This window comes from Roseateles sp. GW821-FHT09B06, assembly GCF_059418245.1.
The window spans coordinates 16,617-37,806 of the sequence record NZ_JBWKPM010000018.1; the positions used below are offsets into that span (position 1 = coordinate 16,617).

At 70.2% G+C, this 21,190-nt stretch carries 21 protein-coding genes; 16 read left to right on the forward strand and 5 right to left on the reverse strand.

Annotated elements, in window-relative coordinates:
- The 6 genes from AC07OQ_RS15850 to AC07OQ_RS15875 all read left to right on the forward strand — a co-directional run bounded on the left by AC07OQ_RS15850 (position 1) and on the right by AC07OQ_RS15875 (position 5,533).
- Positions 1 to 453: a PaaI family thioesterase gene (locus AC07OQ_RS15850; RefSeq protein ID WP_495054095.1), complete on the forward strand. Its 453-nt coding sequence runs from the start codon at positions 1 to 3 to the stop codon at positions 451 to 453.
- A gap of 38 nt (positions 454 to 491) precedes the next feature.
- Positions 492 to 1,964: an EAL domain-containing protein gene (locus tag AC07OQ_RS15855; protein WP_495054096.1), complete on the forward strand. Its 1,473-nt coding sequence runs from the start codon at positions 492 to 494 to the stop codon at positions 1,962 to 1,964.
- A gap of 110 nt (positions 1,965 to 2,074) precedes the next feature.
- Positions 2,075 to 3,100, forward strand: coding sequence for an NADP-dependent oxidoreductase (locus AC07OQ_RS15860; protein WP_495054097.1), 1,026 nt, complete (start codon positions 2,075 to 2,077; stop codon positions 3,098 to 3,100).
- Between the two features lie 128 nt (positions 3,101 to 3,228).
- Complete coding sequence (locus AC07OQ_RS15865; protein ID WP_495054098.1) at positions 3,229 to 3,690, forward strand: GNAT family N-acetyltransferase; 462 nt, start codon at positions 3,229 to 3,231, stop codon at positions 3,688 to 3,690.
- On the forward strand, positions 3,687 to 4,640 hold the full coding sequence (locus AC07OQ_RS15870; RefSeq protein ID WP_495054099.1) for a glutathione S-transferase family protein: 954 nt from the start codon (positions 3,687 to 3,689) through the stop codon (positions 4,638 to 4,640). Before AC07OQ_RS15865 ends, AC07OQ_RS15870 begins: the two co-directional genes overlap by 4 nt.
- A complete protein-coding gene (locus AC07OQ_RS15875; RefSeq protein ID WP_495054100.1) occupies positions 4,637 to 5,533 on the forward strand; it encodes an SDR family oxidoreductase in 897 nt (298 codons plus the stop codon). Before AC07OQ_RS15870 ends, AC07OQ_RS15875 begins: the two co-directional genes overlap by 4 nt.
- 47 nt (positions 5,534 to 5,580) lie before the next feature.
- Here AC07OQ_RS15875 and AC07OQ_RS15880 read toward each other — a convergent pair whose 3' ends face one another.
- The gene (locus tag AC07OQ_RS15880) at positions 5,581 to 5,808 is read right to left on the reverse strand and encodes a hypothetical protein (RefSeq protein WP_495054101.1); all 228 of its coding nucleotides are present in this window, start codon (positions 5,806 to 5,808) and stop codon (positions 5,581 to 5,583) included.
- 168 nt (positions 5,809 to 5,976) lie between these two features.
- On the opposite strand from AC07OQ_RS15880, the gene AC07OQ_RS15885 reads away from it, so the two are divergent.
- The 8 genes from AC07OQ_RS15885 to AC07OQ_RS15920 all read left to right on the forward strand — a co-directional run bounded on the left by AC07OQ_RS15885 (position 5,977) and on the right by AC07OQ_RS15920 (position 12,907).
- Entirely contained in the window at positions 5,977 to 6,417 is a 441-nt protein-coding gene (locus AC07OQ_RS15885) for a CBS domain-containing protein (protein ID WP_495054102.1), read from the forward strand.
- A 125-nt stretch (positions 6,418 to 6,542) separates the two neighbouring features.
- Positions 6,543 to 7,838: a BaiN/RdsA family NAD(P)/FAD-dependent oxidoreductase gene (locus AC07OQ_RS15890; protein WP_495054103.1), complete on the forward strand. Its 1,296-nt coding sequence runs from the start codon at positions 6,543 to 6,545 to the stop codon at positions 7,836 to 7,838.
- The gene (locus AC07OQ_RS15895) at positions 7,835 to 8,623 is read left to right on the forward strand and encodes a FadR/GntR family transcriptional regulator (RefSeq protein WP_495054104.1); all 789 of its coding nucleotides are present in this window, start codon (positions 7,835 to 7,837) and stop codon (positions 8,621 to 8,623) included. The genes AC07OQ_RS15890 and AC07OQ_RS15895 overlap by 4 nt, the downstream gene beginning before the upstream one ends.
- Before the next feature lie 295 nt (positions 8,624 to 8,918).
- Positions 8,919 to 9,836, forward strand: a complete 918-nt coding sequence (gene ltnD / locus AC07OQ_RS15900; RefSeq protein WP_495054105.1) for an L-threonate dehydrogenase — start codon at positions 8,919 to 8,921, stop codon at positions 9,834 to 9,836.
- A gap of 2 nt (positions 9,837 to 9,838) precedes the next feature.
- Positions 9,839 to 11,125 carry a 3-oxo-tetronate kinase gene (gene otnK, locus AC07OQ_RS15905; protein WP_495054106.1) on the forward strand — a complete coding sequence of 429 codons (1,287 nt, stop codon included), beginning with the start codon at positions 9,839 to 9,841 and terminating at the stop codon, positions 11,123 to 11,125.
- An 11-nt stretch (positions 11,126 to 11,136) separates the two neighbouring features.
- Positions 11,137 to 11,808, forward strand: a complete 672-nt coding sequence (locus tag AC07OQ_RS15910; protein WP_495054162.1) for a class II aldolase/adducin family protein — start codon at positions 11,137 to 11,139, stop codon at positions 11,806 to 11,808.
- Between the two features lie 33 nt (positions 11,809 to 11,841).
- Positions 11,842 to 12,642 (forward strand): 2-oxo-tetronate isomerase, encoded by an 801-nt coding sequence (gene otnI / locus AC07OQ_RS15915; protein WP_495054107.1) that lies wholly within the window; start codon positions 11,842 to 11,844, stop codon positions 12,640 to 12,642.
- 52 nt (positions 12,643 to 12,694) lie between these two features.
- Entirely contained in the window at positions 12,695 to 12,907 is a 213-nt protein-coding gene (locus AC07OQ_RS15920) for a putative motility protein (RefSeq protein ID WP_495054108.1), read from the forward strand.
- A 23-nt stretch (positions 12,908 to 12,930) separates the two neighbouring features.
- Here the strand turns inward: AC07OQ_RS15920 and AC07OQ_RS15925 are convergent, their stop codons facing one another.
- The 4 genes from AC07OQ_RS15925 to AC07OQ_RS15940 form a co-directional block, all read right to left on the reverse strand.
- Positions 12,931 to 13,488 carry a GNAT family N-acetyltransferase gene (locus tag AC07OQ_RS15925; RefSeq protein WP_495054109.1) on the reverse strand — a complete coding sequence of 186 codons (558 nt, stop codon included), beginning with the start codon at positions 13,486 to 13,488 and terminating at the stop codon, positions 12,931 to 12,933.
- A 20-nt stretch (positions 13,489 to 13,508) separates the two neighbouring features.
- Positions 13,509 to 14,255 carry a DUF4386 domain-containing protein gene (locus tag AC07OQ_RS15930; RefSeq protein WP_495054110.1) on the reverse strand — a complete coding sequence of 249 codons (747 nt, stop codon included), beginning with the start codon at positions 14,253 to 14,255 and terminating at the stop codon, positions 13,509 to 13,511.
- Positions 14,256 to 14,493: 238 nt separating this feature from the next.
- Positions 14,494 to 15,282: an alpha/beta hydrolase gene (locus AC07OQ_RS15935; RefSeq protein WP_495054111.1), complete on the reverse strand. Its 789-nt coding sequence runs from the start codon at positions 15,280 to 15,282 to the stop codon at positions 14,494 to 14,496.
- Positions 15,283 to 15,572: 290 nt separating this feature from the next.
- Positions 15,573 to 16,091, reverse strand: a complete 519-nt coding sequence (locus AC07OQ_RS15940) for an O-acetyl-ADP-ribose deacetylase (RefSeq protein ID WP_495054112.1) — start codon at positions 16,089 to 16,091, stop codon at positions 15,573 to 15,575.
- A gap of 312 nt (positions 16,092 to 16,403) precedes the next feature.
- Here AC07OQ_RS15940 and AC07OQ_RS15945 point away from each other — a divergent pair, with 312 nt between their 5' ends.
- The gene (locus AC07OQ_RS15945) at positions 16,404 to 18,749 is read left to right on the forward strand and encodes a Tex family protein (protein WP_495054113.1); all 2,346 of its coding nucleotides are present in this window, start codon (positions 16,404 to 16,406) and stop codon (positions 18,747 to 18,749) included.
- Between the two features lie 191 nt (positions 18,750 to 18,940).
- Positions 18,941 to 21,190 (forward strand): TonB-dependent receptor plug domain-containing protein, encoded by a 2,250-nt coding sequence (locus AC07OQ_RS15950; protein ID WP_495054114.1) that lies wholly within the window; start codon positions 18,941 to 18,943, stop codon positions 21,188 to 21,190.

Below are 21,190 nucleotides of genomic sequence, written 5' to 3' on the forward strand. Positions count from 1 at the left end.
TTGACGACTCAGAAGCTGACCTTTCCGGTCCACATTCCCTTTGTCGAGCGGCTCGGCTTCGAGCTGCATGCGATCGGCGACGGCGAGGCCGAACTGCACCTGGACCTGACCGAGGCGCACCTGAACTCCTGGGCGGTGGCGCATGGCGGCGTCGTGATGACCCTGCTGGATGTGGCGATGGCCCATGCGGCGCGCAGCATCCACCGCGATCAGCCGGACTTCGGTCCCGGCGTCGTCACCATCGAGATGAAGACCAGCTTCATGCGTCCCGGCGAAGGGCGCTTGCGCGCGCTGGGCAGGCTGCTGCACCGTTCCACCACGATGGCCTTCTGCGAGGGCTCGGTGTTCGGCGAGGACGGCAAGCTCTGCGCCCATGCCACCGGCACCTTCAAGTACCTGCGGGCGCTGCCGGGCAAGGGTCGCAGCGTGAAGGCGCTGCAGGCGCCGCGCTGACGCGCCAGCACCAGCTGCTGGGGGCGCTGGAGGTGCAGGTGCCGCTGGCTCCGGTGGAGGCCCTGGCGGCCGGCCAGCGGCGCGAGATCCTGATGGCCGTGCTGGGCCTGACCCTGGCCGGCCTGGCCTGCCTGGGTCTGCTGGTCTATGTGGGCGCGCGCCGCGCCCGCGCGCTGACCCAGGACCTGGCCTGGCGCGCCGGTCACGACGACCTGACCGGCCTGATCAACCGCCCGCAGTTCGAGCAGCAACTGCGCGCGCTGCTCGGGCGCGCGCGCGGCCAGGGCGGGCGCCATGCGCTGATGTTCCTGGACCTGGACCAGTTCAAGATCGTCAACGACACCTGCGGCCACCAGGCCGGCGACGAGCTGCTGCGCCAGCTCGGCGCCGCGCTGCGCGCCCGGCTGCGCGCCAGCGACACGCTGGCCCGGCTGGGCGGCGACGAGTTCGGCGTGCTGCTGGCCGACTGCCCGGTTGAGCAGGCGCGCGAGGTGGCCGAGAAGCTGCTGCAGGCGGTGGCGGATTTCCGCTTCGTCTGGCGCCAGCGCGTCTTCGAGGTGGGCGTCAGCATCGGCCTGGTCGAGCTCGGCGCCGAGAACGAGAGCGTGGCCGAGCTGATGTCGGCCGCCGACATGGCCTGCTACGCGGCCAAGGAGGCGGGGCGGCATCGCGTCTGCGTCTTCAGCGCCAGCGACGGCGAGCTGGCGCGCCGGCGCGAGGACCTCGGCTGGGTGGAGCGCATCAACGAGGCGATGGCCGGCGGCCGCCTGGCGCTGGCCGTGCAGAGCGCCCAGGCGCTGCGCCCCGAGCTGCCGGTGCAGCGCTACCAGGAATTCCTGCTGCGCATGTTCGACGAGCGGGGCCAGGCCTTGCCCACCGGCCCGGTGATCGCCGCCGCCGAGCGCTACCAGCTGATGCCCAACAAGCTGGACCGCTGGGTGCTGCAGACCGCCTGCGAGCATGTGCGCAGCGGCCGCGTGCGCGCCAGCGTCAGCGAGATCGTCGCGGTCAACATCTCCGGCGCCTCGCTGGGCGACGAGGGCTTCCGCGAGTTCGCGCGCGCGACCCTGCTGGCCTCGGGCCTGGACCCGCGCGCCTTCTGCTTCGAGATCACCGAGACGGCGGCGATCGGCCACCTGGGCCAGGCGATGGAGTTCATGCGCCAGTTCCGGGCGCTGGGCTGCCGCTTCGCGCTGGACGATTTCGGCTCCGGCCTGTCGTCCTTCGGCTATCTGAAGAACTTGCCGGTGGACTTCCTGAAGCTGGACGGCGCCTTCGTGCGCGACATCCTCAGCGACCCGGTGGACCGCGCGATGGTCGGCGCGATCCACCAGGTGGGGCGCGCGATCGGCATCCCGACGATCGCCGAATGGGTGGAGACCGAGGCGGTGCGCGACGAGATCGCGCGCCTGGGCCTGGACTATGCGCAGGGCTACGGCATCGAGAAGCCGCGCCTGATCACGCCGCTGAGCCCCAGCCTGGCCGGGCGCGACGCGGTGCTGCCGGCCTGAGCCGACTGAGCCGGCAGCGAAAAGCACGACCGTTCTTTTCTTGTCACCCATGGGACGCGCGCGCTCGGGCGGCCATGCTCCAATGACCGGATTCCAAGCAGGAGATCCGCATGAGCCAAGCACGCGTCAACCGCCAGATCCTTCTCGCCTCCCGCCCCGGCGGTGAGCCCATGGTCGACAATTTCAGGCTGGTGGAAGCCGCCGTGCCGGCGCTGGCCGAGGGCCAGGTGCTGGTGCGCAACCATTACCTGAGCCTGGACCCCTATATGCGCGGCCGCATGAACGAGGGCAAGAGCTATGCCCAGCCCCAGCCGCTGAACGAGGTGATGATCGGCGGCACCGTCGGCGAGGTGGTCGAGTCGATGAACGCCAGCTTCAAGCCGGGCGACAAGGTGGTCGGCATGGGCGGCTGGCAGGAGTACCAGTTGGTCGACGCCAGCCAGCGCGGCGTGCTGCAGAAGGTGGACACCAGCCACGTGCCGCTGTCGGCCTATCTGGGCGCGGTCGGCATGCCCGGCGTGACCGGCTGGTACGGCCTGGTCAAGATCATCAACCCGAAGCCCGGCGAGACCGTGGTGGTCAGCGCCGCCAGCGGTGCGGTCGGCGGCGCGGTGGGCCAGCTGGCCAAGGTGCGCGGCGCGCGCGCCGTGGGCCTCGCCGGCGGACCCGACAAATGCCGCCAGGTGGTGGAGGAACTGGGCTTCGACGAGTGCATCGACTACAAGCAGCACCGGGACGTGAAGAGCCTGTCGGCGGCGCTGAAGGCCGCCTGCCCGAACGGCATCGACGGCTACTTCGAGAACGTCGGCGGCATGATCCTGGACGCGGTGATGCTGCGCGCCAATGCCTTCAGCCGCATCGCGATGTGCGGCATGATCGCCGGCTACAACGGCGAGCCGATCCCGATGACGGCGCCCCAGCTGATCCTGGTGAACCGCATGAAGGTCGAGGGCTTCATCGTCAGCGAGCATATGGAGCTCTGGCCCGAGGCGCTGAAGGAGCTCGGCACCCTGGTCGCCACCGGCAAGCTGAAGTACCGCGAGACGGTGGCCTTGGGGCTGCCGGCCGCGCCCGAGGCCTTCCTGGGCCTCTTGAAGGGCAGGAACTTCGGCAAGCAGCTGGTCAAGCTGGTCTGAGGAATGGCCCGCCCCCTACGCGCCGCGCGCGCCCCCTCAAGGGGGCGGCACCGGCCGACCGGCGGAACCGGATCGGCGCTGCCCGCTTGGGAAGGCCCGCTGCGGCAAGGTTGGGCGGGAACCGAGCGATGCTGAACTGGCGCTGCGATCGTTTCGCCGGGCTGGACGCGCGCGCGCTCTACGAGATCCTGCGGCTGCGCGCCCGGGTCTTCGTGCTGGAGCAGCGCTGCGTCTACCTCGACCCCGACGGCCTGGATACCGCGGTCTGGCATCTGCAGGGCCATGGCGCGGATGGCACGCTGCAGGCCTATGCACGCCTGGTGCCGCCGTTCGCCAAGGGCGCCGAGCAGGCGCTGCCGATGATAGGCCGCGTCGTCACCGCGCCGACGGCGCGCGGCGCCGGCCAGGGCCGCGAGCTGATGCAGCAGGCGATCGGCCACTGCGCGCGGCTGTGGCCCGGCCAGACCCTCGAGATCAGCGCCCAGGCCCATCTGGAGCGCTTCTACGCCAGCCTGGGCTTCGAGACCGTCTCGGCACCCTATGACGACGACGGCATCCAGCATGTCGACATGAGGAGACCCGCTCCATGAGCGCCACCAGCGATGCGCTGATCCTGCACCATTACGCCGGCTCGCCCTTCTCCGAGAAGATGCGCCTGATCCTGGGCTTCAAGGGCCTGGCCTGGCAGAGCGTCACGGTGCCGGTCATCTGCCCCAAGCCCGATGTCGTGGCCCTCACCGGCGGCTACCGCCGCACGCCCTTGCTGCAGATCGGCGCCGACATCTATTGCGACACCGCGCTGATGAGCCGGGTGATCGAGGCGCGTGCGCCCGCGCCCAGCCTCTATCCGGCCGAGGCCGGCGGTGCGGCCGAGATCCTGGCCCAATGGGCCGATACCGACCTGTTCTGGGTCGCGATCCCCTACACCATGCAGCCGGCCGGCGCCGCGGCGATCTTCGCGGGAGCGCCGCCCGAGGCCTTGCAGGCCTTCGGCGCCGACCGCGCGGCGATGATGGCCGGCATGAAGCGCGCCGGCACCCGGGACGCGGCGGCGGCGCTGCACACCTACCTCGGCTGGCTGGAGCGCCAGCTGCAGGATGGCCGCGGCTTCCTGTGCGGCGCGGCGGCCAGCATCGCCGACTTCGCGGCCGCGCAAAGCATCTGGTACATCCGCCGCGCGCCGCCGGTGGCCGGCATCCTGGCGCCCTTCGCGCGGGTGGCGGCCTGGTTCGAGCGCGTCGCCGCCTTCGGCCATGGTTCGAGCAGCAAGCTCTCCGGCGCCGACGCGATCGCGCTGGCGCGCGCCGCTGTGCCGGCTGCCTTGACGCCGGCCGAGGTCCTGCCGGGCCAGGGCTTCGAGGCCGGCGAGCCGGTCGTCGTGGCAGCCACCGACTACGCCACCGATCCGGTGGCCGGCACCCTGGTGGGGTTGAGCCCCGAGCGCATCAGCCTGCGCCGTGCAGACGAGCGCGCCGGCCTGGTCCATGTGCATTTCCCGCGCATCGGCTACAGCCTCAGGAAACAGGAGACGACAGCATGAAGACCTATCGGGGCCGCACGGCCGTGATCACCGGCGCCGGCTCGGGCTTCGGCCTGGAAGTGGCGCGCATCGCCGCCGCGCGTGGCATGAACCTGGTGCTCTGCGACGTGCAGGCCGATGCGCTGGACAGGGCGGCGGCCGAATTCGCCGGCCACCCGGTGCTGGCCCGGCGTGTCGACGTTGCCAAGGCCGAGCAGATGGAGGCCCTCGCCGCCGCGGTCCAGGCGCGCTTCGGCGCCCCGCATTTCGTCTTCAACAATGCCGGCGTCGGCTCCGGCGGCCTGATCTGGGAAAACAGCCTGGCCGACTGGGAATGGGTGCTGGGCGTCAACCTGATGGGCGTGGTGCACGGCGTGCGCCTGTTCACGCCGATGATGCTGGAGGCCGCGGCGGCCGATCCGGGCTGGGAAGGCCATATCGTCAACACCGCCTCGATGGCCGGCATGCTGAACCCGCCGAACATGGGCGTCTACAACGTCAGCAAGCATGCGGTGGTCAGCTTGAGCGAGACGCTTTACCAGGACCTGTCCCTGGTCAGCGAGCAGCTGCATTGCTCGGTGCTGTGCCCCTTCTTCGTGCCCACCGGCATCTCGCAAAGCCATCGCAACCGCCCGGACGCGCAGGCGGCCGGCCAGCCGACCAAGAGCCAGCTGATCTCGCAGGCCCAGAGCGACAAGGCGGTGTCCTCGGGCAAGCTCAGCGCGGCCGATGTGGCCGCCATGGTGTTCGAGGCCATGGACCAAGAGCGCTTCTACATCTTCAGCCATCCGCAGGCCCTGGCCGGCGTGCAGACCCGGCTGGAGGACGTGATGCAGCTGCGCAACCCGACCGATGCCTTCAAGGACCGGCCGGAGATCGGCGCCCAGCTGCGCCGGGCCCTGCGCGGGGTCTGAGGGATCTGGGAGATCTGGGGGGCGGCCGCGCGGGCGGCTTCAGCCGCTCAGCCGTGCCAGTCTTCGATCCTCAGGCGCTGGCCGGTGAGGGCGCACTCGAGGATGCCGGCCCGCGCATCGACGAGATGCAGGGGCTGCCCGTCGTGCCAGCTGTAGTGCGGCAGCCCGCGGAGATGCGCCGAACCCGGTATCGGCGCGCGCGTCACCATGATGCGGTGCAGCTCCCCCTGGTCGTCGCGAGCGCTCAGTTGCTCATGGGTCGGTCGGTTCGGCATATCGCGCTCCCGGCGATCTGCGCCGGACGGCAGTCCGGATCAGAGCATGGTCCGGGCCGCTTGCCAAGCCGGCCCGGCCGGCGCGGGATCGCCTATGCTTGCGCAGCGGCGCCGAGCCCGCCGCGCCGGTGAGCCCGGCCGCAACCCTTCTTCGAGAGGCGCTGCATCATGAAGACCGTCGCACAGATTCTCCGCGCCAAGCCCGACGCGGCCGTCCACACCGTGGCGCCGACCGCCACGGTGTACCAGGCCGTCAGTCTGATGGCCGACAAGAACGTCGGGGCGCTGGTGGTGGTGGAGCAGGGCCGGGTCGTCGGCATCGTCTCCGAGCGCGACTACGCGCGCAAGATCGTGCTGATGGCGCGCTCCTCGAAGGACACGCCGCTGGCCGACATCATGTCCAGCCCGGTGATGTATGTGCATCCCGGCCAGACCGTCGAGGAATGCATGGCGCTGATGACCGAGAACCGGCTGCGCCATCTGCCGGTGATGGACGGCGACCGGCTGGTCGGGCTGGTCTCGATCGGCGACCTCGTCAAGGCCACCATCTCCGAGCAGCAGTTCATCATCGAACAGCTGGAGCATTACATCTCGGGGCAGCGCGGCTGAGGCCCGCGGGCGCGGCAAAGGCCGCCGCCGACCTTCAGGAAGAGTGCGCCGCGCGGGGGAGTCCGGTCCCCGATCTGGCACACTCCCGGCTTCCCGCCCGAGCCCCTCTGCGCCTCTTCCTCCCCATGTCCGCATCCTCTTCGCCCGTCCGCCATGCCGTCGTCATCGGCGGCGGCCCGGCCGGCCTGATGGCGGCCGAGACCCTGCGCGCCGCCGGTGTCGCGCGGGTCGAGGTCTACGACGCCATGGCCTCGGTGGGCCGCAAGTTCCTGCTGGCCGGCAAGGGCGGGCTGAACCTGACCCATTCCGAGGACTTCGCGCCCTTCCTGGCGCGTTTCGGCGCGCGTGCGCCGCAGATCGAGCCGCTGCTGCGCGCCTTCGATGCGCCGGCGCTGCGCGCCTGGGCGGCGGAGCTGGGCGTCGAGACCTTCGTCGGCACGTCGGGCCGGGTGTTCCCGCGCGACATGAAGGCCGCGCCGCTGCTGCGCGCCTGGCTGGCGCGGCTGCGCGCGGCCGGCGTGCGCTTCCACATGCGCTCGCGCTGGCTGGGTTGGACGCCCGAGGGAGAGCTGCGCTTCGCCACGCCGGCGGGCGAGCTCGCGGTGCGGGCCGACGCCACCGTGCTGGCCCTGGGCGGCGCCTCCTGGCCGCAGCTGGGCTCGGATGGTGCCTGGGCGGCGCTGCTGCAGGCGCAATGCGGCCTCGAGATCGCGCCGCTGCGCGCGGCCAACTGCGGCTTCGACATCGGGGCCACCGCCGCCCACGCCGAGGCGCCGGGCTGGAGTCCGCTGTTCGGCGAGCGCTTTGCCGGCCAGCCGGTCAAGCCGGTGGCGCTGCATTTCGAGGGGCAGGGCGCCGGGCCGGATCGGCGCCGCTTCGAGCGCCAGGGCGAGTTCGTCGTCACGGCCTCGGGCATCGAAGGCTCGCTGATCTATGCCGCTTCCGCCCTGTTGCGCGAGGAGGTCGCCGAGTTCGGTGCGGCGCTGATCCACCTGGACCTGTTGCCCGGCCACAGCGCCGCGAAGGTGGCGGCCGAGGTGGCGCATCCGCGCGGCTCGCGCTCGCTGTCCAGCCATCTGAAGAGCCGGCTTTCCATCGAGGGCCTGAAGGCCGGCCTGCTGCACGAGCTGCTGAGCAAGGCCGAGTTCGCCGACCCGGCCACGCTGGCCCTGCGGCTCAAGCGCCTGCCGCTGCGCCTGGTCGCGGCGCGGCCGGTGCGCGAGGCCATCAGCAGCGCCGGCGGCGTGCGCTTCGAGGACCTGGACGCGGCCCTGATGCTGCAAGGCCGGCCGGGCCTGTTCTGCGCCGGCGAGATGCTGGACTGGGAGGCGCCCACCGGCGGCTACCTGCTGACCGCCAGCATGGCCAGCGGTCGCGTCGCCGGGGCGGGCGCCGCGGCCTGGCTGCAGTCGCCGCGATGAAGCAGAGCGACACCCCAGCGCCGATTTTTGCCGCCGTCAAGCCCGGCCTGAAGCTGGCCGAGCAGGTGGCCGGCACGCTGGAGGCCGAGATCCGCGCGGGCCGGCTGGCGCCGGGGGCCAAGCTGCCCACCGAGGCGGCATTGGTGGCCCAGTTCCGGGTCAGCCGCACCGTGGTGCGCGAGGCCATCTCGCGCCTGAAGTCGATCGGCCTGGTCGATGCACGCCAGGGCAGCGGCGTCTATGTGCTGGCGCCGGGCTTCGAGCCGCTGAACTTCGACCGCGCGCACGCGGCCTCGCGCGAGGCGGTCAGCCAGATCGTCGAGCTGCGCCGCGCGCTGGAGGCCGAGGTGGCCGAGCTGGCGGCCCAGCGCCGCACGCCGGCCGACATCGCCGCGATCCGCGCCGCGCTGCGTGCGATCGCCGTCGCGGCGGCGGCGGGGCGCGATGGCGTGGAGGAAGATGTGCTGTTCCATCGCGCGATCGCGCGCGCCGCCGGCAACCCCTTCATGATCGGCACGCTGGATTACCTGGCCCAGTTCCTGCGCGGCGCGACCCGCGTGACGCGCGCCAACGAGGCGCGCCGCAGCGACTTCGCCCAGGCCGTCAATGACGAGCATGCGCTGATCGTCGAGGCCATCGCCGCCGGCGACCCGGCCGCGGCCCGTGCTGCCGCGGCGCAGCATATGCGCAATGCGCTGCAGCGCATCCAGCAGGCCGACCCGGCCTTCTGGCAGCAGGACGGCGGCCGCCTGGCCCGGCCCCTGGTAGCGCCGCAGCCCAAGTGAAGACCTGACCCCGACCCCGCGCGGCACGCATCCGCGCAACATGGGGTTTGCGCTTGCCTGAAAAATTTATATGATGACCATATAAATAACCCGGCGTGCCGACCTTCAAGCGCCCGCGCCGCCGCCCAACCGGAGACCTTTCCGATGTCCAGACCCGTCCTGCCGGGCCCCCGGCCAGCTCGCCCGACGCCCGTCGTCCACGGCGTCTACGGCTTCCTCCCGAGCTGGCGGCGGCGCGCGGCCTGACGCCGCACTCGCCGGCCGATTTGAATCCCCCGAAGCAAAGGACCTCCAGATGAGCAACACCATCTCCCGCCCTGTCGGCGTGATCGGCCTGGGCGCGATGGGCGCGGGCATTGCCAAGACCCTGCGCGACCGCGGTTTCGCGGTCCATGTCTGCGATGTGCGGCCCGGCGTGGCCGAGGCCTTCGCGGCCGAGGGCGGCACGGCCCACGCATCGCCCGCCGCGCTGGCCGCGGCCAGCGAGGTCGTGGTCTCGGTGGTGGTGAACGCGGCGCAGACCGAGGCGGTGCTGTTCGGGGACGATGGCAAGGGCGGCGCGGCCGCGGCGATGCGCCCGGGCAGCACCTTCGTGATGTGCTCCACCGTGGACCCGAACTGGTCGGTAGCGCTGGAGGGGCGGCTCCATGCGCTGGGCCTCCACTACATCGACGCGCCGATCTCCGGCGGCGCCGCCAAGGCGGCTTCCGGCCAGATGACGATGATGACTTCGGCCAGGCCTGCGGCCTATGCCGCGGCCGATGCGGTGCTGGAGGCGATGGCCGGCAAGGTCTACCGCCTGGGCGATGCGGCCGGTGCCGGCAGCAAGGTCAAGATCATCAACCAGCTGCTGGCCGGCGTGCATATCGCGGTGGCCGCCGAGGCCATGGCCCTGGGCCTGCGCGAGGGCGTGGACGCCGCCGCGCTGTACGAGGTGATCACGCACAGCGCCGGCAACAGCTGGATGTTCGAGAACCGCATGGCCCATGTGATCGCGGGCGACTACGCGCCGCTGTCGGCGGTGGACATCTTCGTCAAGGACCTGGGGCTGGTGCTGGACACCGCGCGCGCCAGCAAGTTCCCGCTGCCGCTGGCCGCCACCGCGCACCAGATGTTCATGCAGGCCTCGACCGCCGGCTTCGCCAGGGAGGACGACAGCGCGGTGATCAAGATCTTCCCGGGCATCAAGCTGCCCGTCAGCAAGAAGGCCTGAACATGAGCGTCAACAAGATCCTGCTGGGCTGCATCGCCGACGACTTCACCGGCGCCACCGATCTGGCCAACAACCTGGTGCGTGCCGGCATGCGCGTGGTGCAGACCATCGGCGTGCCCGATGTGCCGCTGGACGCCGAGGCCGACGCGGTGGTGGTGGCGCTGAAGTCGCGCACCATCCCGGCGGAGCAGGCCGTCGCGCAGTCGCTGGCCGCGCTGCGCTGGCTGCAGCAGCAGGGCGCACGGCAGATCTACTTCAAGTACTGCTCCACCTTCGACAGCACGCCGGCCGGCAATATCGGCCCGGTGACCGAGGCGCTGATGGACGCGCTGGGCAGCGATTTCACGATCGCCACGCCGGCCTTCCCGGACAACCAGCGCACCGTGTTCAAGGGCTATCTGTTTGTCGGCGACGTGCCGCTCAACGAGAGCGGCATGCAGAACCATCCGCTGACGCCGATGACCGATGCCAACCTGGTGCGCGTGTTGCAGGCGCAGACGAAGCGGCGCATCGGGCTGATCGACCATGCGGTGGTGGCCGCCGGCGCCGACGCGGTGCGCGCGCGCATCGCCGCGCTGCGCGCCGAGGGCGTGGGCATCGCCGTCGTCGACGCGCTGTCCAATGCCGACCTGCTGCGCATGGGCCCGGCCTTCCGGGAGCTGCCGCTGCTGACCGCGGGTTCCGGCGTGGCCATCGCGCTGCCGGCCAACTTCGGCCTCGCGCCCAACTCCCGGGCGGCCGGGCTGCCGGCGGCGCGGGGGCGGCAGGCCATCGTCTCCGGCAGCTGCTCGGTGGCAACCAACCAGCAGGTGGCGAACTTCATCGCCGCCGGCGGCGCCGCGCTGGCGCTGGATCCGCTGCGTTTCGTGACCGGTGCGGCCGGCGCCGACCTGGCGGCCGAGGCCCTGGCCTGGGCCGACGGGCAGCCGGCCACGGGGCCGCTGCTGGTCTATTCCACCGCCGAACCCGCGGCCGTCAAGGCCATCCAGGGGCGGCTGGGCGTCGAGCAGGCCGGCACGCTGGTCGAGCAGACCCTCGCGGCCATTGCGCGCGGCCTGGTGCGGCGCGGCGTGCGCCAGCTGGTGGTGGCCGGTGGCGAGACCTCGGGGGCCGTGGTGCAGGCGCTGGACATCGCGCAGCTGCGCATCGGCGCCCAGATCGACCCCGGCGTGCCCTGGTGCTACGCGGCCTCCGACGGCGCGCCCGAGGGCCTGCACCTCACGCTGAAATCGGGCAATTTCGGCACGGCCGATTTCTTCACCAAGGCCTTTGCACAATTGCAGGCATGAGCAATACCTTCCTGGACGAGGACCTGGCCCGTGCGGAGATCTGCCGCGTCGGCCGTTCGCTGTTTGAGCGCGGCTATGTGCATGCCACGGCCGGAAATATCAGCGTGCGCCTGGCCGACGGCGGCTTCCTGATCACGCCCACCGATGCCTGCCTGGGCACGCTGGCGCCCGCGCGCCTGGCGCGCCTGGACGCCGAGGGCCGGCAGCTCGGCGGCGACCGCGCCAGCAAGACCATCGTGCTGCACCGGCGCATTTATGCGGCCAGCGAACACACGGCCGCGCCGGCACGCTGCGTGATCCATACGCACAGCACCCATCTGGTGGCCTGCTCGCTGCAGGCCGATCCGGCCGCGGCCGAGCTGCTGCCGCCGCTCACGCCCTATTTCGTGATGAAGGTGGGGCATGTGCCGCATATCGCCTACCACCGCCCCGGCGCGCCCGAGGCGGCCGAGGCCGTGGCGCAGGCCATTGCTTGCCATGCCGCCGCCGGCACGCCGATTCGCGCCGTGATGCTGGCGCGGCTCGGCCCCAATGTCTGGCACGACAGCCCGGCCGCCGCGATGGCCGTGCTGGAGGAGCTGGAGGAAACCGCGCGGCTCTGGATGCTGTGCGCCCCCAAGCCGGCCCCGCTGAGCGAGGCGCAGATCGCCGAGCTGCGCCATTGCTTCGGCGCGTCCTGGTAAACCGAGAGAGAGCCGAGAGAGAGCACCACGCCCATGCCCCGTTTCGCCGCCAACCTGTCCATGCTCTACAACGACCTGGACTTTCTCGACCGCTTTGATGCCGCCGCGCGCGACGGCTTCCGGGCGGTGGAGTTCCTGTTCCCCTATGCCTACGAGCCCGGGCTGCTGGCCGCGCGCCTGCGGGCCAACGGCCTGCAGCAGGTGCTGTTCAATGCGCCTCCCGGCGACTGGGAGGCGGGCGAGCGCGGCCTGGCCAGCCTGCCCGGCCGCGAGGCCGAGTTCCGCGCGGGCATTGCCAAGGCCCTGGTCTACGCGCGGGCGCTGGACTGCCCGCGCATCCATGTGATGGCAGGCCTGCTGCCGGCCGGCGCCACGCGCGAGGCGCGAGGCGCGACCTATGTGGCCAATCTGCGCTTCGCCGCCGCCGAGGCCGCGCAGCAGGGCGTGAACATCCTGCTGGAGCCGATCAACGAGCGCGACATGCCCGGCTTCTTCCTGAACCGGCAGGATCAGGCGCATGCCCTGGTGGCCGAGATCGGCGCCCCCAATGTGCAGGTGCAGATGGACCTCTATCACGCGCAGATCGTCGAGGGCGACCTGGCGATGAAGATCCGCCGCTACCTGCCCACCGGCGCGGTGGGCCATGTGCAGATCGCCGGCGTGCCCGAGCGCCACGAGCCCGACATCGGCGAGCTGAGCTACCCCTATCTGTTCCGGCTGCTCGACGAGCTCGGCTACACCGGCTTCATCGGCTGCGAGTACCGCCCCAGCCGCGGCGTGAACACGCCGCACGCCACCTCGGACGGCCTGGGCTGGCTCAAGCCCTGGCTGTGAGCCCGGATGTAACAGGGCTTCAGTCGCGCCGGCGGCGGCCGAGAACCCCGGTATGAATGCCATCACCTCCATGCCGTCTTCCGTCGTCGCCAACGCCTCCGCCGCACAGCCGGGCACGGTGCAGGGCGCGGCGGCGGTCTCGGTGCTGCGCAAGTCGATGGACCTGCAGGCCTCCGCGGCCGCCCAGTTGCTGGCGGCCTTGCCGCAGCAGCCGGCGCTGGCCACCTCGGGCCCTCTGGGCACGCGGCTGAACGCCTACGCCTGAGCCGCTCACCGGCGCGGCCGGGTTCAGCCCGAGGGGGCGTCGCCGCCACGGCGGCGCAGATAGATCCATTCGCAGCAGTCCTCGCCCTTGAAGATGAGCCGCTGCTCATCGACCTTGCGAAAGCCCGCGCGCTCGAGCACGCGGATCGAGGCGTGATTGCGCGCGTCCGTCACCGCCCGCACCTGGGTCAGCCGCGGGCTGCAGGCGAACAGCAGATCGGCGGCGGCCAGGGCCGTGCGCGTGGCGTGACCCTGGCCCTGGGCCCGGCGGCACAGCGTGAAGCCCAGCTCGGCCTCGCGCAGGTCCTCGGCCAGAAACAGGCCGAGGTCGCCGATCAGCGCATCGCCCGGATGCTCGGCGATGCCCAGCTGGATCCAGTGGCCGGGACGCAGCGATTCGGTGTGGCTCATCGCGGTCAGGAACAGCCTGGCCGCGTCGCGGCTCATCGCCGACCAGCCCTGGAAACGGGCCAGCTCCTCGTCCGAGCGGTAGGCGTGGAAGAGGTCCAGATCCGCCACGCGCAGGCGGCGGATCGTGGTGGACCGCCGGTGGATCGGGAGCAGGGGGACCAGAGTCTGCACGGCTGTGATGGGGCTCGACCCTAGAGGCGCTGCCGCGAGCTTGCCCGCCGCTCAAACCGCTCGAGGTCCGGGCCCTTGAGCAGCAGCCACAGGCCGAATGCCAGCTCGCCGATGAAGGCCGGCGCCAGGATCGCGGGAAAGAGCAGCGCCGCCCATGAGGGCGCGGCCAGCAGCGCAAGGCTGTTGATCAGGTAGCCGAGCCCAGCCGCCCACAGCAGCAGCCCCAGCGCCTTCGGAAAGTAGCCGGACCGGTAGAGCAGGTGGGCGCGTGCCAGGCAGGCGAAACCGAAGAACACCAGCCCGATGCCGAAGCCGAAGCCATGCGCCTTGATCGCCAGATAGGACAGGGTCTGCAGCTGTTCGGGCGAGAAGGCCTTTGCCAGATGGCCGGCGCCGTCCGGCAGCAGGAACAGCGGCACGAGCAGGTTGAGCTTGTTGGCGGCCAGCACGGCGGTCTGCACCAGGTTCAGCAAGCTCGCCAGCAGGGCGAGGCGCTTGTTCACGGGCTTGAGCAGCAGGTAGAGGATCAGGATCAGCGGGACGTCGAGCACCTGCATCAGCAGGTCGCCGACGATGCCGGCGCGCCAAAGCCCCGGCGAGGCCGCGATGTTGGCCGCCGTGGCCGCCGGGTCACCGGAGACGAGCAGCGTGCCTCTGACGCCGGTCTCGCCGAAGAGGCCGAGCAGGATGATGGCCAGATACAGCAGGCCGCCGAGGCGGGCCAGGCGCAGGGGAGCACGATCGAGGGTGGCGGCGGATAGGGTCATGGCTTGCGGGTGGCGGGGCGCGGTACGGGTGCGGGGCTGTTGACGGGGCCGTGGCGGGGGCCGTGGCGAAGGGGGCAGGATCGGGCAGGGCGGCGCTGCAGGCGCCGGCCTTGTTCGCCCCATCTTGCCGAAGCATTGATTGACCCTGGGCTCAGCGCGAGCGGGGTGCGTCGAGTCTGGCGCCGCAAAGCGGTTCACGTCCACCCGCGGCCTTCGGCAAGCCACAAGGCATCCGCGCTCACTTGCTCAGCATCCAGGCGCTTGCCTGTGAGACGACCTCGTTTTCCAGGCCGTTGAAGCCATGGTAAGCCATGGCTTCGCAAGGATCGCCCTTGTTGGCGCCACCCTTGAACGCAAGCAGTTGGGCTCTTGGTGCGTTCGCAAGCTTGCCCATCAATTCCGGCGCAAGCGCGAATGGGCAATGCTCGCATCCATCTTGTTCGTGGTGCACGAGCAAGACCGGAACCCTGATCTTGCCCAAGGGCATGGCCGGGACCGGACGGCCCTTGTCGTCCTTGAGAATCGTTGCGGTGAGCACGATCCCGTCCGGCCCGCCACCGCCGGCAAGTTCGGTGGCCAGGTAGGCCACGGATTGCGTTCCTCGACTGGTGCCGACCAGCCAGACGGGGAGCTTGGCTTCGTCTCTCAGCCAGCCGATGACCGCCTTGATGTCCGCGGCATGCTCCGGCCTCTGGCGAAAGCCATGCAGGAATGGAGGGGATTGACGATCGGACGGTGCGTCCACGACGGCGACCACAAACCCTGCGTCGGCAAATAACCGGCGGGTTCGAACCAGGAAGTTTCCCTCGCCCCATTTCATTGAACCGTTCGCGAAGAGCTGCAGGCCCCCATGCCCGCCGGGAAAAAGGATGGCCGTGGCTTTCGGCTCGGGCGGCGTGAGCAGCAGGATCCGCTGCGTCACTCCGGCGCGGGTCGGGATGTCCACCACCTTCTGGCTTGCCTGGCCATTCGCGCTGGAGAGGCAGGAGAACAGCATGGTGACAAAAAGGAGCTTGAGCATGCGCATAAGCATTCTCCAGGTATCTGGCGACCAAGCGGGACTCCCCTGGCCCAAGCCGGCCGGGGCGCGGCGAACGACGACAAGGTGCCGCGATCGGAAATGACTCTCGGCAGTTCGCCCGGATGCGGATGGCCATTCTGTACGTGGGGGCCGATCTCGCCAAGAACTTGTTCGCACTGCATGGCGTGGATGGCCGGGCATTCACGGGGGCGCTCATCCCGCAGGCGCGGCATCCTGGACACCTGCCGGGCCGCGATACAGGGCTGGCTACGGGGCTTGCCGACAGGGGCGGCAGGCTAGGGCGCTGTTTGCTGCAGGGTTCGCTCATAGACCTGCAGATCTCCCTGCGAGAAACAACAGAAGATCAGCTCGCGGATCGTCGCCAGTTCGGCAAGCGAGGTCAGGACGGTTGATACCGCCAGCGCGGCTGCGATTTCCACAGGGTAGCCATAGATGCCCGTGCTGATGCTCGGGAACGCGACGGAGCGAATATGGTTCGCGGCAGCGACCTCAAGCGATCGCCGGTAGCACGAGGCCAGCAATTCGGGCTCGCCCGAGGTGCCGCCGCGCCAGACCGGGCCGACCGTGTGGATGATGTGCTTGGCTTGGAGCCGATAGCCCTTCGTGATCTTCGCCTGTCCGGTCTTGCAGCCACCCAAGAGGCGGCACTCCTGCACAAGCTCCGGCCCTGCCGCGCGATGAATGGCGCCATCCACGCCGCCGCCGCCCAGCAGCGACGAGTTGGCCGCATTCACGATGGCGTCAACGGCCAGCGTCGTGATATCGGCTCTGAGGGCATGGATGCGGGTCTGCATGGCGGCGTCCACGTGGCGCCCGAATGAAGCCGCGCCGCGCAGCGGGTTCGGCCTGGACGCATGGTTCGAGATATTCGAGTGTATGCAAGGAAGCGAGGATGGGTTTTCCATGTGACCCATCCAGAGGGCGGGCGGCGCCTCCGGTTGATCTTGAGGGCCGGCTCTGCGCCCCGCCTGCCAGACGAACGAGGGGCCTTGAATTCGACGGCGCCGGAGGCTGACAGGCCCGGCGTGGGGGCGGAGCCGGGGGGCGCTCGGCCGCTATGGCACACTCCCGCGCTTGTGCGTTCTCTAGCCTTTGCTGTCGCTGTTTTGGACAAGATCCTGCTTCAAATCGCCGCCGAACTGAAGGTTCGCCCGGCCCAGGTCAATGCAGCCGTGGAGCTGCTCGATGGCGGCGCCACCGTGCCCTTCATCGCCCGCTACCGCAAGGAGGCCACCGATGGCCTGGACGACATCCAGCTGCGCGAGCTGGAGTCGCGTCTGGGCTATCTGCGCGAGCTGGAGGAGCGCCGCGCCGCGGTGCTGAAGAGCATCGAGGAGCAGGGCAAGCTGACACAAGAGCTGCAGGCCGCGATCCTGGCCGTGCCGACCAAGCAGGAGCTGGAAGACCTCTACCTGCCCTACAAGCCCAGGCGCCGCACCAAGGGCATGATTGCCCGCGAGGCCGGGCTGGAGCCGCTGGCGGACCGGCTGTTTGCCGATCCGGGCCTGGACCCGCAGGCCGAGGCGGCCGCCTTCGTCAATGCCGAGCTGGGCTTTGCCGACGCCTTCGCGGTGCTCGACGGCGTGCGCGACCTGCTCAGCGAGCGCTGGGCCGAGGACGCGCTGCTGATCGGCAAGCTGCGCGAATGGCTGTGGGCCGAGGGCCTGTTCAAGTCCAGGCTGATGGAGGGCAAGGACGAGAACAACCCGGACATCTCGAAGTTCCGCGACTATTTCGACTACGCCGAGCCGATCCGCACCGTGCCCTCGCATCGCGCGCTGGCGGTGTTCCGCGGCCGCACGCAGGAGTTCCTCGACGCCAAGCTGGTGCTGGACGAGGAGATCGTCGCCGGCCAGCCCTCGCTGGCCGAGGGCCGCATCGCCCGCCATCTGGGCTGGAGCCCCGCCAACCGGGCCGGCGACACGCTGATCCGCAAGACCGTGGCCTGGACCTGGAAGGTCAAGCTCTCGATGAGCCTGGAGCGCGACCTGTTCTCGCGCCTGCGTGACGAGGCCGAGAAGGTGGCGATCAAGGTGTTCGCCGAGAACCTGCGCGACCTGCTGCTGGCCGCACCGGCGGGCAAGCGGGTGGTGATGGGCCTGGACCCGGGCATCCGCACCGGCGTCAAGGTGGCCGTGGTCAGCGACACCGGCCGGGTGCTGGACACGCACACCGTCTATCCGCACGAGCCGCGCAAGGACTGGGAGGGTTCGCTGCATACGCTGGGCCGCCTGGTGGTCACGCATGGCGTGAACCTGATCGCGATCGGCAACGGCACCGCCAGCCGCGAGACCGACAAGCTGGCGGCCGACCTGATCAAGCGCATCCAGCAGCTCGCGCCCGGCACGCAGATCGAGAAGGTGGTGGTCAGCGAGGCCGGCGCCTCGGTCTATTCGGCCTCGGAGTTCGCGTCCAAGGAACTGCCCGATCTGGACGTGTCGCTGCGCGGTGCGGTCTCGATCGCGCGGCGCCTGCAGGACCCGCTGGCCGAGCTGGTGAAGATCGACCCGAAGAGCATCGGCGTCGGCCAGTACCAGCATGACGTCAACCAGAGCGAGCTGGCCAAGACCCTCGACGCGGTGGTCGAGGACTGCGTGAACTCGGTGGGCGTGGACCTGAACACGGCCTCGGCGCCGCTGCTGGCGCGGGTCTCGGGCCTGTCGGGCACGGTGGCCGCATCGATCGTGCGCTGGCGCGATGCCAACGGCGCCTTCAAGGACCGCCAGCAGCTGCTGGCGGTCACGGGCCTGGGCCCGAAGACCTTCGAGCAGTCGGCCGGTTTCTTGCGCATCCGCGACGGCGGAAACCCGCTGGACCTGACCGGCGTCCACCCCGAAACCTATCCGGTGGTGCAGAAGATCATGGCCGCGGTGCAGCGGCCGGTGGCCGACATCATGGGCAAGAGCGATGTGATCCGTACGCTGAAGCCGGAGGCCTTCGCCGACGACAGGTTCGGCGCGATCACGGTCAAGGACATCCTGGCCGAGCTGGAGAAACCCGGCCGCGACCCGCGCCCGGACTTCAAGGTGGCGCGCTTCAACGAGGGCGTCGAGGACATCAAGGACCTGACCGAGGGCATGGTGCTGGAAGGCACGGTGTCCAACGTCGCGCAGTTCGGCGCCTTCGTCGACCTGGGCGTGCACCAGGACGGGCTGGTCCATGTGAGCCAGCTCTCCAACAAGTTCGTCACCGACGCGCGCGAGGTGGTGAAGACCGGCGACATCGTCAAGGTCAGGGTGCTGGAGGTGGACCTGGCGCGCAAGCGCATCTCGCTGACGATGAAGCTGATGGATGCCACGCCGGCGCCGCGCGGCGCGGGTCGGGCGGCCGACAACAGCTTCCGCCCGGCCGCCCGCCATGAACGCCAGGGCGGGCAGGGCGCCCGCGCGCCGGCCGCGGCCCCTGCGGGCAATGCGATGGCGGCGGCCTTTGCCAAGCTGCAAAAGCGGTAATCGGTCGGCTTCGAGGGGAGGCTCCGGGCGCTGATCGCCCTTGTGGGTGGGGCGGACGGCTACAGTGCCGCTGCCGCGCGGGGCGCCGGCCTTTGTGCCTTGCTTCTCGCACTTGATCGCATCGGCTGCGACAAGTGCCGGGGGCGCCGCTATCGTGCCGCCCCGACGCCGATACTTTGGAGCCCCTCTTGTTGAACCGACATCCCGTAGCCGCCGCTTGCGCCTTTTTGTGCGCCGCGCTGTCGGGCGGCCTGCTGCTGACCGCAAGCACCGCCGTTTTCGCCCAGGACATGCCCGGCGGCATGGAGGATCAGCCGCGTGCGCCCGCGGGCAACCGCCTGGAGCGGGTGGAGATCCAGTCGCGCCAGCAGAGCGATACCGAGCTGCGCCGTCGCGCCCCGGTGGCCAAGCAGATCTATGGCCGCGAGGAGCTGGACAAGTACGGCGACACCCAGCTCAGCGATGTGCTGAAGCGCCTGCCCGGCGTCAATGTGCAGGGCGGGGCGCCGCGCATGCGCGGCCTGGGGGCGGGCTACACGCAGATCCTGATCAACGGCGAGCCCGCGCCCCCCGGTTTCTCGATGGACAACCTGAACCCGGCCCAGGTGGAGCGCGTCGAGGTCAGCAAGGGCCCGACGGCCGACCAGAGCGCCCAGGCCATCGCCGGCACGATCAACATCATCCTGAAGGACGCGCCGCGCCAGACCCAGCGCGACCTGCGCATCGGCATGGGCTACAACTATGACGAGCCCCGGCCTTCCTTCACCGCCACCTATGGCGAGCGCTTCGGCAATCTGTCGGTGGTGCTGCCGGTGTCGGGCTTCCAGTGGCGCGTCCGCAATGCCAGCGAGGGCGAGCGCGACACGCTGGACGAGAACCGCGAGCGTCTGCACGTCACCTCGCGCAGCGCCGAGACCGGCTGGGGCGGCGGCGTCAATTTCGGCCCGCGCCTGAACTGGAAGCTGGGCGAGGACGAGACGCTGGCCTGGCAGAGCTTCATGCAGCGCAACGAGTGGAACAACCAGGGCCGCACGGTCACCGACGTGCTGACCGGCGCGCCGCCGCCCAGCGTGGACGACAGCTACCTGAACACCGGCTCCTGGCAGATGCTGCGCAGCAATCTGCAATGGGTGAAGCGCTTCGAGGACGGCCAGCGCCTGGAGCTGAAGGCCGGCGGCCAGGCCTCGCGGGCGCGCTACACCACCGATGTAGACGGGCTCGACAAGGACGATGTGCAGACCATCTGGCGCCACACCGATGGCGACACCAAGGACCGCGGCCTGACCCAGAGCGGCAAGTATTCGCACAGCCTGGGCGAAGCGCATGGCCTGACCCTGGGCTGGGACCTGGAGCAGCGCCGCCGCACCGAGGTGCGCAGCGTCACGCAGAACGGCTTCGACCTGCTGCCCGGCTTCGAGGGCCTGCCCTTCGAGGCCGAGGTCAAGCGCCAGGCCTTCTTCGTGCAGGACGAGTGGGAGATCGGCCCGCAGTGGTCCACCTACTTCGGCCTGCGCAGCGAGCGCATCACCACCACCAGCAAGCTCAGCACCGACGGCGTGAGCAGCGACCTGCGCAACGCCAGCAATGTGCTGACGCCGCTGTGGCACCTGAACTACAAGATCGACCCCAAGGGCCGCGACCTGATCCGCGCCAGCCTGACGCGCAGCTACAAGGCCCCCGAGCTGCAGGCCCTGATGGCGCGGCCCAGCATCAACACCAGCTACCCGTTGGACAAGCCCAACCCGGAAGCGGCGCCCGACCGCATCGGCAACCCGGACCTGCGCCCCGAGCTGGCCACCGGTCTGGACATCGCCTACGAAAAGTACTTCACCGGCGGCGGGCTGTTCAGCGTCAGCCTGTTCCACCGCCGCATCAAGGACCTGATCCGCAACACGGTGACCCTGGAAGACGTGTCCTGGGCCGGCGCGCCGCGCTATGTCTCGCGTCCGATCAACCTGAGCCGCGCCCAGACCAGCGGCATCGAGCTGGAGCTGAAGGGCCGGGCCGGCGAGCTGCTGCCGGCGCTGTTCGATCCGACGACCCATCTGAATCTGCGCGGCTCGCTGAGCTTCTACCGCTCCAGGGTGGATGGCCTGCCGGGGCCCGACAACCGCCTCGACTCGCAGCACCCCTACGCGGTGAACCTGGGCTTCGACTACCGCATGAAGTCCTTGCCGCTGACCTTGGGCGCCGGCCTGGTCTATATGCCGGGCTATGGCACGCAGCAGACCGCCACGCAGCTGCAGCAGGTGTCGCGCTCGCGTTCGCTGGATGTGTTCGCGCAATACATGTTCAGCCGCCAGTACTCGCTGCGCCTGTCGGCCAATAATGTCTCGCCGCTGGACCCGGCGACCGATGTCTACTTCGAGAACGGTCAGCAGACCCACAACCGGCGTTTCGGCCGCACCTTCTTCGCCGCGAACCTGGAAATGAAATTCTGA